The sequence below is a fragment of the Dokdonia sinensis genome, assembly GCF_003688895.1.
Taxonomy (GTDB): domain Bacteria; phylum Bacteroidota; class Bacteroidia; order Flavobacteriales; family Flavobacteriaceae; genus Dokdonia; species Dokdonia sinensis.
In genome coordinates this window covers 15,278-28,174 of sequence record NZ_REFV01000013.1, presented here as the reverse complement: position 1 = coordinate 28,174, position 12,897 = coordinate 15,278, and the positions used below count along the sequence as shown (strand labels likewise).

Below are 12,897 nucleotides of genomic sequence, written 5' to 3'. Positions count from 1 at the left end.
TGGATTAATTTTATTGACACTCAGAGATTATCGCATTCTATTCATCATTTGCATCATCTTGCGACCACCACCACCTTGCATCATCTTCATCATCTTGCTCATTTGGTTGAATTGCTTCAAGAGCTGATTTACTTGTTGTACAGAGGTTCCAGAACCTTTACCTATACGCTTCTTACGACTTGCATTGATGCTAGATGGGTCCGTACGTTCACCAGGCGTCATAGAGTGAATAATAGCTTCAATATGTTTAAAAGCATCATCATCTATGTCTATATCTTTCATCATTTTTCCGGCTCCTGGGATCATTCCCATTAGATCCTTCATGTTACCCATCTTCTTGACTTGCTGAATTTGCTTCAAGAAATCATCAAAACCAAATTGATCTTTTGCAATCTTCTTCTGCAACTTACGTGCTTCTTCTTCGTCAAACTGTTCTTGAGCTCGCTCCACAAGGGAAACTACATCACCCATCCCCAGAATACGGTCTGCCATACGTGATGGATAGAAAACATCTATAGCCTCCATCTTTTCACCAGTTCCTATAAACTTAATAGGCTTATCGACCACAGATTTAATGGATATTGCCGCTCCACCTCTGGTATCTCCATCTAATTTTGTGAGAATAACTCCGTCAAAATTAAGGATGTCATTAAAGGCTTTAGCAGTATTTACGGCATCCTGACCTGTCATAGAATCCACAACAAAAAGTGTTTCCTGTGGTTGGATAGCTTTGTGTACCTCTTTAATTTCGGTCATCATGGCCTCATCTACGGCGAGACGACCAGCTGTATCTATAATAACTACGTTATGTCCGTTCGCTTTCGCGAAAGCGATACCATCTTGAGCAATTTTTACAGGGTTTTTCTCATCTCTATCAGAATAGACCTCAACCTTAATTGCATCACCAACGACGTGAAGTTGATCTATCGCTGCTGGACGATACACATCACAGGCAACCAAAAGTGGTTTTTTGGTTTTTTTAGTCTTGAGATAATTAGCCAACTTTCCAGAAAAAGTCGTCTTACCAGAACCTTGTAGACCTGACATTAAAATAACAGATGGTGAACCAGATAAATCTATTCCAGTAGCATCGCCACCCATTAACTCCGTAAGCTCATCCTTTACGAGCTTTACCATAAGTTGTCCCGGTTGGAGTGAGGTCAATACATTCTGTCCAAGCGCTTTTTCCTTTACACGATTTGTAAAATCCTTTGCAGTTTTGAAATTCACATCGGCATCTATGAGAGCGCGACGCACTTCTTTGAGTGTTTCGGCGACGTTTACCTCTGTTATGCTTCCGTGCCCTTTGAGGACGTGTAGTGCTTTATCTAACTTATCACTTAAATTATCAAACATAATTTTAATCTGAATTTGAAGATTGCAAATTTAAGAATTTGAAGCGGTTTTTAACGAGCATCGTGGTAGTTATTCCGACAGGATAATCACAAAAAAAAAAGATCACACTTTAGGGAGAGTGTGATCTTTAATGCGATATGCAAGACTGCACAAACAGTACAGGATAATAACCAACCAAATTATAAAAGATAGAAATCTATCTTGGGTGTACTGATTGTGTTGTAGTTTGTGTCTTACATATCGGTTACTAATGTTAGCATTCTTAGTAGGATTAAAGCTTTTCTAACAAAAGGAAATTTCCAGTATTATAATCATAAAGATGTATCTCATTCTGGTCAAAATAATCAATACGCCATTGTTCATTATTAAATTCATTTAAAGGAGCCACTTGACCAAAATCAAGCCCCAATTCCAATCCAAAGTTTGCGACTTCCCAGTCTCCGTCTGTTGTTTGCTGAGTAGTCGTATTAAGTGCAACAGCTGTACTGTCTGCATTAAAATCTATCGTATAGTCAGAATAATTTACTGTTACATCTACCCCACCGATATAAAATAAATAAACACCCCAATCACCGTTAGAAAGAAGAGCGAGGACATCCGGTGTTTGATCAATACAATCCATATTAAAATCGAGAGTATCCTCGCCCAATCTTAAACTAAAATCTACGATACCATTATCATTTGTAAACTCGTGTACAATCCAGTTTCTATTGATATGTGGTAAATCTTCAATATCTAAAGCTAATTTTATATTACCATTTACTGTACTTACTTCCCACGTTCCCGAGTACAAAATGTTACCGATACAAGCGGTTACAATATTTTGATAATCATAAAACTCAAAATGATAATCATTAAAAGTATTCTCTAGTGACTGTCCATTAATGGTCAGCGCGTCTATAACATAACCACATTGTGTAATCGTATCTATAAAATCACTTTGCGATATTATCACCGTATCATCATCATTATAATCTGTATCATCATCTTCATCATATCCAGCATCGAGAGCTGTAACAGTACTTTCTAATGCATCGTAAGAGACAATTTCAATTGAAGTACCATCGTCCTTAATCAATGTAACTGGAAACTCAAGTCCTACAATCGCGTTGCTCTGTGACATTAATTGCATTAACCCGTGCAGTTGAGCATCATTTGTGACAACTCTTACGTCGGTATTTGAGGTAACCGGATCAAAAACAGGAAAGGATAGTGGATATCGCATATCTACACTTTCAATATCCTCATCTTCCTCATTATCGCCGTGACAATCACTCGCTAGTGCGTCTAATTCTTCAATACTATTAACACTAACCTTTGTATGGTCGACTAATGTGATTTCTATGGGAAAGTCTATAGCAATAACATCCTCGTCGTCGTCGTGCTCCTCTGTGAGTAATTCAACCGTCTGTAAATCATCCAGATTATTTATGGTAACAGGAGTATTATTAACGTTTACAGTTATTGGCAATACAATTTCTAAGCAACTTGCTCCATCGAGAATGTTATCTTGAGAACCATCATTCAAGGAGATTTTAGCAAGTAATGTCTCCGTCTCTGATGTAAGCGCTGTACTTTCTTGCTCAGTAGTAAGAAGTTCAGAACTTTCACTCTGGCACCCTACAAACAGAGTGGCTAGAACAAAAAAGAGGACATATATAGGTACGTATTGCTTCATAAGAACAGCTTTTAATTATGTGCTGTTAAAAGTAAAACAATTCAAGAGTTACTATTCCTACCCTACAGGAGTTATTTTTTTTACATTTGGCTCAAATTGAGTATTTCTATGCCTAAAAGTATTGCAGATAACGTTTGTGAGGAGAGTCAGTACAAGGCAATCTACAATCGCTATGCACAGGATTTGCATAATTTTCTTTACTATAAGTTTGGCAGTAATTTTAATCCTAGTGATAAAGTACAGGAGGCCTTTATCAAGCTTTGGGAAAATTGTGCAAAAGTTGCTCCACCTAAGGCAAAGAGTTACCTTTTTACGATAGGAAATAATATGATGCTCAATGCGGTCAAACACGAGAAGGTAAAACTGAACTTTCAGAAAATACCAACACAAGATAGAGACCATCATAATCCTGAATTTCTTTTAGAGGAAAAAGAATACCTCATTAAATATCAAAAGGCATTATCCAAGCTTACCGAAGGACAACGCGAGGTTTTCCTAATGAACAGAATAGAAGGTAAAAGGCACAAGGAAATTGCAGAACTGCTTGGCATCTCACGCAAAGCGGTAGAAAAACGATTGTATCTAGCAATTGACAAGTTGAGAGTCGATATTAAAGAATTGTGATAGTGTTTAAGAAATTTTACCCTCTAGAGGTAGGAACTTTTGAGAGTAAATTGTTCTAGGAGCAGTTAGGAATAAAAAATGATCAAAGAGATACTCGTATCAAAATGGATGGACAACACCTTGTCCCCGCAAGAGCTTGAGCAATTTAAACAATTGCCCGAATATGGGGATTACATGCGTTTATCCGACTATGCGCAGGCTTTCAGGGCTCCTGACTTTGATGCAAATGCTTGTTTTAATAGTATTGAGTCCAGAAAAAATCTTAAAAAGAATTCTTCAAAACGCTGGCTAAGTATGGTCGCTGTTTTGGCTTTTCTAGTTGCGGGCGCCTATTTTTTTACACAGGCTAGTTCTAGTAAGGAAATTACAACGGCCATTGCACAACAAGAAACGATTACACTACCAGACAACTCAACGGTAATTCTTAATGCAATGTCATCCCTCGCCTTTAATGAAAATACCTGGGATGAAAATCGTACTGTAATGCTAGACGGAGAAGCATATTTTAAGGTTGCAAAAGGTTCAAAATTTACAGTACAGACAGACAAAGGTACCGTGAGTGTTCTTGGTACTCAGTTTAATGTCCAAGAACGTGATAAAATGTTTAGCGTGTCCACCTTTGAAGGGTTAGTACGTGTAGAGACAGATAATTTTACAGGGAATATCGGCGCAGGCTATGGTATATTTGATTACAATGGCAAAACCATTAAGCGAGAACTAGAGCTGCAAAAAACTGCTCCCAGTTGGACAGAAAAAATCAGTACTTTTGATAGTGCGCCATATAGTGCAGTCATCGCCGAAATGGAGCGTCAGTTCGATATTACAATCAAAGCATCAACCGTTCAAACAAACGAATTATTCACCGGAAGTTTCACACATACCGATCTTTTCCAAGCGCTGGAAAATATAACCATCCCGATGGGACTCAAGTTTTCGGTAACAGGAAAGGTTGTAAAACTAGAGCAGGAATAAAACAGCTCCTCTACCTCGGCTTGTTCTGGATATTCTCCCTTGGGACGAGTTATGGTCAAGATGTCAAAAAACAACCTTTAGAGCAAGTTCTAAAACAAATCGAGCAACAATACAATGCTCGATTTTCTTATGCAGATACTTCGGTAAAAGATATTTTTATTGAGGCACCTGATGCGTTATTACGCTTTCGCGAAAGCGTAACCTACCTCAAACAGAACACTCCCCTCACCTACACCTTTACCGGCAAACGACAGGTCGCGATAAGCCCGATCCTAAAGGAAAGAACGGTATGTGGTATTATTTTAGACCCTTCTCAAAATCCGCTAAAAGATGTTCTAATAACTTCTTCAAACAAGACCCTACGTTCTGACGAAGATGGTTTTTTCAGAATTCCCTACGCAAGTAATTCTGACGAGATACAGCTGAGCGCAAACGGTTATGAGTCAAAATCGCTAGCCATAGGAAGTCTCAAATCCTCGCCCTGTATCACTATAAGATTGGACAAAACGATTTTACCTCTAGATGAAGTTGTGATAACAAACTATATCGCCCGTGGTATAGACATAAAAAGAGACGGTGGCATAGAGATAAATTTCCCTAAAATGGAAATACTTCCTGGGGTTATCGAATCTGATGTGTTGTTAACCTCACAAGCCCTACCCGGTATTCAAAGTGTAAATGAGCGTGTGAGCGACCTCAACATACGTGGCGGGACACAGGATCAAAATCTCATCGCTTGGGATGGCATACGCCTGTATCAGAGCGGTCATTTTTTTGGCTTAATCTCTGCCGTAAATCCTAATCTTACGGATAAGGTGCGCATTTACAAGAACGGGACGCCTGCTCGATATAGCGATGGTGTTTCTGGAACAATCGAAATGCAGAGTTCAGAACAAGTAAATGACTCCTTAAGAGCGTCACTAGAAGTAAATCTTATAAACGCAGGAGGATTTGTAGATGTACCTCTAGGATCTCAGGCTTCGCTACAAATTTCGGCGAGGCAGTCACTTAGCGATGTTTTAGAGACTCCTACTTATAGACAATATTTTGACCGTGTATTTCAAGATACGGAGGTCATTCGTAGCGGTTCCAATAGTATGACCACTACAGATGATGAACTTTTTTCTTTTTACGATACGAGTTTGAGACTACTTTACAAACCTTCGGCTAGGGATATCATACAGCTCAATGGACTTGTGGTGGATAATGCTATTAGCTTTCGCGAAAGCGCACTCATAAACAACATAAATGAACGACAGCAAAATAGCGCCTCACAGAATAATTTAGCGGGAAGTATAAAATACAGCCATATCTGGAATCCAAAATGGACGTCTATGATCCAAATTTATGGGTCTAACTATACGCTGGAAGGGACAAATTTTGACCTCGTAAACAACCAGAGACTCTTACAAACCAATGATGTACTGGAGAATGGACTACGACTGGAAGCTGATTTTATCGCTACGTCCAGAAAAAGGTATAATCTCGGGTACCATTTTAATGAGACTGGAGTGACAAACATACAAGATGTAAATAATCCCGTTTTTAGATCTTCTATAAAAGAGGTTATACGTTCTCACGGTGTTTTCGGGACGCTGGATTATAGCTCTAAAAACGGTAAAACGCAATGGACGGGAGGACTGCGTGGTCAATATTATGACAAGCTGGATGTTTTACGTATCGAACCAAGGCTTTTCTTCTCACAACGCTTAGCGCGAGGATTCACACTTTCGGTCTCTGGTGAACTAAAGAGTCAAGCAACATCGCAAACTGTAAATTTTCAAAGCGACTTTCTAGGTATAGAAAGCAGACGGTGGATTCTTGCAAATGGCACTACTGCTCCCCTTTTAAAAAGCGCTCAAGGCTCAATAGGACTAGCGTATAAAAAGAACAGTTGGCTCGTAACGGCAGAGGGCTACTACAAAGAGGTCGATGGTATTACAGTGCAGGGACAGGGGTTTCAGAATCAATTGCAGTTTGTGCGTGGTGTGGGCAGTTATAAAACAAATGGTATCGAATTTCTCGTACACAAACGCTGGGAGAAACTAAGTTTTAGAACAGGATATACTCTGGCAAACAATGATTACACATTTAATAACCTTCCGAATAACATCACTTCTCATTTTCCAAACAATGTAGATGTGCAACACAGCCTGAAAACGGCATTAGCCTATACTGGTGAGAAGTTAAGGTTATCAACAGGAGTAAATTGGCACTCGGGTAAACCTATTACCACACTCGTAACAGGTAATGAAGTAGCAAACAATGGGCTCAACTTTAATAGTCCTAATAATAGCAACCTTTCTGGTTATATCCGTTTTGACGTTTCTGGAACCTATACATTTAATCTAGGTGGAAGACTAAGAGGAGAGGCTGGCGCATCTGTTTGGAACATTTTAAATAATGAAAATATTGTAAACAGCTATTTCCTTTTATCCGACGGTCAGCCCACAACCATAAGAGAACGAGCGTTAAAATTTACGCCCAATATTTCTTTAAAGATTAGATATAATTAGACCTTCAGACTTTTTGAGGCTCCTAAAACTTAACCTTTAAAATTTCAAACAAAAAAAAGCCTCCCGATCGGAAGGCTTTCTTACTATATCAAGTAACGCTAGATTACTTCTTGAACTTAGCGTATTTGTTTTTAAACTTGTCTATACGACCAGCTGTATCTACTAACTTCGCTTTACCTGTGTAGAACGGGTGTGAAGTTCTAGAAATTTCCAATTTGATTAATGGATACTCAGTCCCATCAACTTCAAGGGTTTCTTTTGTGTCTGCAGCACTCTTTGTTAAGAACACTTCGTCGTTAGACATGTCCTTAAATGCTACTACTCTATAATTTTCAGGGTGGATACCTTGTTTCATCTTAATAAGCTTTTAATGTCGCAATTTTCGAGGTGCAAATTTACATATAATTTTAGATTGTGCAACTACTCTATTGTAAAATAATTTTTAAAATTAAAGATTTTTTGCGCACACGCAAGATTTAAAGTTCTGTTTGTAACAATATGGTATCTTTGGGTACTAATTTGATGTAACAAAAAATACAGATTATGATACAAAATACAATTTCTTCCAAGGGAATCATGATTAATTATGGACTCGTCCTCGGAGTAGTCTCTGTGGTATTAGGAGTAATTCTCTTTGTCACTAATAATCACTACACACCGCATTGGTCATTAGGAGTATTAGGGTTTGCAATTAATATTGTTGTCATAACTTTAGGCATCAAGGCATTTAAAGAAGGGAATAGCAATGTACTATCACTCGGTCAAGCTTTAAAAATAGGTTTAGGAATATCACTTATCGCTGGGGTTATTTCAATTCTCTGGCAATTAATAATGACCAATGTTCTAGATCCTAATTATGCTGAGAATATGTTACAAGTTCAACGTGACGCGATGATTGAAGCCCAACCTAATATGACAGATGAACAGTTGGACTCGACAATGGAGATGATGTCTGGGTTTTCTAATCCATTTTTCACAGCAACTGTTGGGCTGCTAGCTTCATTATTTTTTGGGTTTATAATTTCACTTGTTGTGGGGCTTATAATGAAAAAAGAAGATCCTTACGCTCAAGTAAATCAGTAAATACTTTATGCAACTATCCGTTGTCATTCCACTTCTTAATGAGGAGGAATCTCTCACAGAATTACACCATTGGATTTCAGCAACCCTGGAGGCCGATGGTTTTTCGTATGAAATCCTGTTTATAGACGATGGCAGTACGGATAAATCTTGGGATGTGATACGTACGCTTTCGCGTAAGCATAATACCACAAAAGGAATACGTTTTAATCGCAACTACGGAAAGTCACAAGCGCTACACGCTGGGTTTGCGGCCGCAATGGGTGATGTTGTGATTACAATGGATGCAGACTTGCAGGATAATCCTGAGGAAATCCCTGAGCTTTATACAATGATAACTGAGGAAGGCTATGATCTTGTTTCTGGATGGAAGAAAAAGCGATATGACTCCGTCATTGCAAAGAATATCCCCAGTAAACTCTTTAACGCCGCCGCCAGAAAAACCAGTGGCTTAAAACTGCACGATTTTAATTGTGGGCTCAAAGCTTACAAAAAGGAAGTCATCAAGAATGTAGATGTGTATGGAGAAATGCACAGATACATCCCAGTGCTGGCAAAAAATGCGGGCTACTCCAATATAGGCGAGAAAGTCGTACAGCATCAAGCACGTAAATACGGAAAGACAAAATTTGGTATGGAACGTTTTATTAATGGTTTTCTAGACCTACTTACGATTTGGTTTTTATCCCGTTTTGGGAAACGACCTATGCATCTTTTTGGCGCATTTGGTGTATTGATGTTTGTCATAGGTTTTGGCCTTGCTATCTATTTAGGGATAGACAAGCTATTTCTTGACCCATCGGGTAGGCTTATTACCCAGCGTCCCCAGTTTTATATTGCGCTCGTGAGTATGATTATGGGTGTCCAATTATTTATTGCTGGATTTCTAGGCGAACTAGTATTGCGCTCTCAAAGAGATAAGGAACGCTATCGCATTGCCGAAAAAACACAATCCTAAGCTTTCTTTGCCCAGCTGTATACAGAAACGACTCCAAATCTGTATTTTTACTATACAAATACTCTAAAACTATGGTCTACCACAAACCCGAAATTCTAGACGCTGCAAACAGTTGGCTCACAGACACATTTGACGAGCAAACAACTACAGCAATTAAAGAACTAATTGCAAACAATCCAGAAGAACTTGCAGATAGTTTTTACAAAAACTTAGAATTTGGAACAGGTGGAATGCGCGGTATTATGGGCCCTGGGACAAATCGTATTAATAAATACACCCTTGGAAAGAACACACAAGGACTTTCAAATTATTTAAAAGGACAGTTCCCAGACCAGGAAGTAAAGGTAGCCATAGCTTACGATTGCAGACACAACAGTAAAGAACTGGCTAAGGTGGTTGCAGATGTATTTTCGGCAAATGGGATTCACGTATATCTCTTTTCAGACCTGCGCCCTACCCCAGAGCTTAGCTTTGCCGTGCGACACCTGAACTGCCAGTGCGGGATTGTACTCACGGCCAGCCATAACCCACCAGAATATAACGGTTACAAAGTATATTGGGAAGACGGAGGACAGCTCGTGCCACCTCAAGATGAAGCCATAGTAGCAGAAATAGAATCACTTAACTTCTCAGATATCCGCTTTCGCGAAAGCGCAGACCTCATCACCCTTATTGACAAAGATGTAGACGAAGCATTTATAAAGGCAAGTGTTGAGAATGTAGCAATGGGAGTTTCGGCAGAAGCAAAAAAGGAGTTGTCGATTGTTTTTACTTCACTTCACGGAACTTCGATTACACTTGTTCCTGATACCTTAAAAGCTGCAGGCTTCAGCAACCTGCGCATTGTCGAAGAACAAGCCGAACCTAACGGTGATTTCCCTACGGTAAAATCTCCTAATCCAGAAGAGCCGGCTGCTTTAAAAATGGCGCTCGAACTGGGCGAAAAGCACAATGCCGATATCGTCATAGGAACAGATCCAGATTGTGACAGACTTGGAGTTGCCGTGCGCGGTGATGATGGGAAACTGGCCATTCTTAATGGAAACCAGACGATGATACTAATGACGGATTACTTGCTGGCACATTTTCGCGAAAGCGAAAACCAACACGCTTCCCCATTTGTAGGTTCGACCATTGTTTCTACACCTATGATGGACGAACTTGCCGCGTCTTATGATGTTGAATGTAAGACCGCACTCACAGGTTTTAAGTGGATTGCAAAAATGATTAAAGATCACCCGCAACAACATTTTATAGGTGGTGGTGAGGAAAGTTTTGGGTATATGGTGGGCGATTTTGTGCGGGATAAAGATGCGGTCACCGCTACCCTACTCGCCTGCACACTCGCGGCAGATGTAAAATCAAAAGGACAGACGTTATTTGAAAAACTTAAAGAACTCTATGTTAAACACGGTTTTTATAAAGAGTCTCTTATTTCGCTTGTGAAAAAAGGACAATCCGGTGCCGAAGAAATCAAACAAATGCTTGCCGATTTGAGAAAGGACCCGATGAAGGAAATCAATGGAAGTGACGTGACTTTTATGGAAGATTATCAAAGCTCAAAGGGTCGCGTCCTTGTAGATGGCAGTACGTATGACATCCATATTCCTAAATCTAATGTGCTTATTTTCTATACGGCAGACGGCAGTAAAATTGCTGCAAGACCTAGCGGTACGGAACCTAAGGTAAAATTCTACATCAGTGTTCACGCGCATCTGGATGCCATTGAGGACTATGACACAATTTCCGAAAGGCTGGATGAACGCATTGCTGGCATTAAAACTGCGCTAGGGGTTTAAGGAGGTTTTCGCTTTCGCGAAAGCTATCATTGCTGTCAAAACAGTCATAAAAATTCTTTATGAATTACTTTAAAAAAATTATGCGCTTTGCGCTCCCATATCAGCGTTTTGGGGTGCTAAGTATTATTTGTAACATCTTCTATGCGCTTTTTAGCACGTTGTCTTTTCTTGCACTTATTCCGGTTATAGAAATTTTATTTGATAAAACTAAACGTGTTTCAGAAGTACCAGTTTGGGAAGGATGGAGCAACGTAAAGGACTATGCCGTAAACACATTTTACTATAATGTGAGTGAGCGTGTAGCTTCAGATGAGATCGGCGCGCTTATATATATCTGTATCATTGTTGTTATTTTATTTTTTCTTAAAAACCTTTTCGGTTACCTCGCAAATTTCTTTTTGACATTTTTACGCAATGGTGTTATGAAAGATGTACGTGACAATATTTACAACAAACTCCTAGAATTGCCTATTTCCTATTTTTCTGAAAAGAAGAAGGGAGACACCATATCCAGAATTACCGCAGATGTTAATGAAGTTCAAAACTCATTTCTATCGGTTTTAGAACTTATCATTAGAGAACCGCTTACCATCATTTTTACTATCATTGCGATGATACTGCTCAGTCCTAAGCTGACTATATTTGTTTTTGTGTTCTTACCTATTTCTGGATTTGTAATCTCTCGTATAGGTAAATCACTAAAGCGCCGCTCTACAGCTGCACAGGAAGAAAATGGAAACTTCCTTTCTATCGTAGAAGAAACACTATCTAATCTTAAAATCATTAAAGGATTCAATGCAGAGAAGCGCATGAAAACCAAGTTCGAAGATTCTACTGGACGTTTGCGCAGTATTTTAAACAATCTGGTAAACAGACAAAATCTGGCTTCACCTACGAGTGAGTTTTTGGGAATTTTTGTAATAGTAGTCATACTGTGGTTTGGAGGTCAGATGGTACTTGTAGAAGAATCTATGGGAGCTGCTACGTTTATTGCCTTTTTAGGTCTTTCCTATCAAATTCTAACACCTGCAAAACAAATAAGTAAAGCTTCTTACAGCTTAAAAAAAGGAGATGCCGCCGCTGCTAGAATTCTGGAGATTATGGAAATGGAGTCTACAATTAAAGATGCCCCAGATGCTATAGACGTTGGAGCGTTTACAAATGGTGTCGTTGTAAAAAATGTATCTTTTAAATATGAGCAAGACACGGTTCTCAAAAATTTCTCCATACAAGTACCTAAAGGAAAAACAATTGCACTTGTAGGGCAATCTGGCTCGGGAAAAAGTACTATTGCAAATCTTGTTACCCGCTTTTACGATGTAAACGAAGGAAGCATAAGCGTAGACGGCGTAGACATTAAGAAGATTACTAAAAGTTCCTTGCGCAATCTGATGGGTCTAGTCACACAAGATGCCATTCTTTTTAATGATAGCATTCGAGAAAACATCATTGTAGGCAAAGAAGATGCCACAGAAACAGAAATAATTGAAGCCTTAAAAGTGGCAAATGCTTGGGAGTTTGTAAAAGACCTACCCCAAGGATTAGACACAAATATAGGAGATAGCGGCAACAAGTTAAGCGGCGGTCAAAAACAACGCCTCTCTATTGCCAGAGCGGTACTCAAAAATCCACCCATTATGATTCTGGATGAAGCAACCTCTGCGCTCGATACAGAAAGTGAGCGTTTAGTACAGCAAGCCCTAGAGAATATGATGAAGAATAGAACCTCTATCGTAATTGCTCACAGACTGTCTACTATTCAGAATGCAGATAACATTATCGTAATGCAGAAGGGTGAAATCGTAGAACAAGGCAAACATCAAGAATTACTTGAGATAAAAGGAGCTTACCACAAACTTGTGGCGATGCAATCTTTTGAATAACTATCGTAGATAATTAACAAATAAAGAAACC

General features: G+C 39.2%; 10 protein-coding genes. 7 read left to right on the top strand and 3 right to left on the bottom strand.

What is annotated here, in order from left to right:
* Nucleotides 1-27: 27 nt before the first annotated feature.
* Entirely contained in the window at nucleotides 28-1,356 is a 1,329-nt protein-coding gene (ffh, locus tag EAX61_RS12610; protein WP_121918061.1) for a signal recognition particle protein, read from the bottom strand.
* Between the two features lie 271 nt (nucleotides 1,357-1,627).
* Complete coding sequence (locus EAX61_RS12605; RefSeq protein WP_121918060.1) at nucleotides 1,628-3,034, bottom strand: hypothetical protein; 1,407 nt, start codon at nucleotides 3,032-3,034, stop codon at nucleotides 1,628-1,630.
* A gap of 108 nt (nucleotides 3,035-3,142) precedes the next feature.
* Here EAX61_RS12605 and EAX61_RS12600 point away from each other — a divergent pair, with 108 nt between their 5' ends.
* From EAX61_RS12600 to EAX61_RS12590, 3 genes are all read left to right on the top strand, one after another.
* Entirely contained in the window at nucleotides 3,143-3,658 is a 516-nt protein-coding gene (locus EAX61_RS12600) for an RNA polymerase sigma factor (RefSeq protein ID WP_201739456.1), read from the top strand.
* A gap of 78 nt (nucleotides 3,659-3,736) precedes the next feature.
* Nucleotides 3,737-4,630, top strand: a complete 894-nt coding sequence (locus EAX61_RS12595) for a FecR family protein (RefSeq protein ID WP_121918059.1) — start codon at nucleotides 3,737-3,739, stop codon at nucleotides 4,628-4,630.
* Between the two features lie 20 nt (nucleotides 4,631-4,650).
* Complete coding sequence (locus EAX61_RS12590) at nucleotides 4,651-7,146, top strand: TonB-dependent receptor plug domain-containing protein (RefSeq protein WP_121918058.1); 2,496 nt, start codon at nucleotides 4,651-4,653, stop codon at nucleotides 7,144-7,146.
* Between the two features lie 103 nt (nucleotides 7,147-7,249).
* Here the strand turns inward: EAX61_RS12590 and EAX61_RS12585 are convergent, their stop codons facing one another.
* Nucleotides 7,250-7,501 (bottom strand): type B 50S ribosomal protein L31, encoded by a 252-nt coding sequence (locus EAX61_RS12585; protein WP_121918057.1) that lies wholly within the window; start codon nucleotides 7,499-7,501, stop codon nucleotides 7,250-7,252.
* A 188-nt stretch (nucleotides 7,502-7,689) separates the two neighbouring features.
* Between EAX61_RS12585 and EAX61_RS12580 the strand changes: the two genes are divergently transcribed.
* From EAX61_RS12580 to EAX61_RS12565, 4 genes are all read left to right on the top strand, one after another.
* Nucleotides 7,690-8,229, top strand: coding sequence for a DUF4199 domain-containing protein (locus EAX61_RS12580; protein ID WP_121918056.1), 540 nt, complete (start codon nucleotides 7,690-7,692; stop codon nucleotides 8,227-8,229).
* 7 nt (nucleotides 8,230-8,236) lie between these two features.
* Complete coding sequence (locus EAX61_RS12575) at nucleotides 8,237-9,184, top strand: glycosyltransferase family 2 protein (RefSeq protein ID WP_121918055.1); 948 nt, start codon at nucleotides 8,237-8,239, stop codon at nucleotides 9,182-9,184.
* 71 nt (nucleotides 9,185-9,255) lie between these two features.
* The gene (locus tag EAX61_RS12570; RefSeq protein WP_121918054.1) at nucleotides 9,256-10,983 is read left to right on the top strand and encodes a phospho-sugar mutase; all 1,728 of its coding nucleotides are present in this window, start codon (nucleotides 9,256-9,258) and stop codon (nucleotides 10,981-10,983) included.
* A gap of 59 nt (nucleotides 10,984-11,042) precedes the next feature.
* Nucleotides 11,043-12,866 carry an ABC transporter ATP-binding protein gene (locus tag EAX61_RS12565; RefSeq protein ID WP_121918053.1) on the top strand — a complete coding sequence of 608 codons (1,824 nt, stop codon included), beginning with the start codon at nucleotides 11,043-11,045 and terminating at the stop codon, nucleotides 12,864-12,866.
* Nucleotides 12,867-12,897: the final 31 nt, after the last annotated feature.

Excerpts from the sequence above, each read along its gene's own strand:
- EAX61_RS12580 (WP_121918056.1), top strand. The coding sequence starts at position 7,690 with ATGATACAAAATACAATTTCTTCCAAGGGAATCATGATTAATTATGGA.
- EAX61_RS12575 (WP_121918055.1), top strand. The coding sequence starts at position 8,237 with ATGCAACTATCCGTTGTCATTCCACTTCTTAATGAGGAGGAATCTCTC.
- EAX61_RS12570 (WP_121918054.1), top strand. The coding sequence starts at position 9,256 with ATGGTCTACCACAAACCCGAAATTCTAGACGCTGCAAACAGTTGGCTC.
- EAX61_RS12600 (WP_201739456.1), top strand. The coding sequence starts at position 3,143 with ATGCCTAAAAGTATTGCAGATAACGTTTGTGAGGAGAGTCAGTACAAG.
- EAX61_RS12585 (WP_121918057.1), bottom strand. The coding sequence starts at position 7,501 with ATGAAACAAGGTATCCACCCTGAAAATTATAGAGTAGTAGCATTTAAG.
- EAX61_RS12595 (WP_121918059.1), top strand. The coding sequence starts at position 3,737 with ATGATCAAAGAGATACTCGTATCAAAATGGATGGACAACACCTTGTCC.
- EAX61_RS12605 (WP_121918060.1), bottom strand. The coding sequence starts at position 3,034 with ATGAAGCAATACGTACCTATATATGTCCTCTTTTTTGTTCTAGCCACT.
- EAX61_RS12565 (WP_121918053.1), top strand. The coding sequence starts at position 11,043 with ATGAATTACTTTAAAAAAATTATGCGCTTTGCGCTCCCATATCAGCGT.
- ffh (WP_121918061.1), bottom strand. The coding sequence starts at position 1,356 with ATGTTTGATAATTTAAGTGATAAGTTAGATAAAGCACTACACGTCCTC.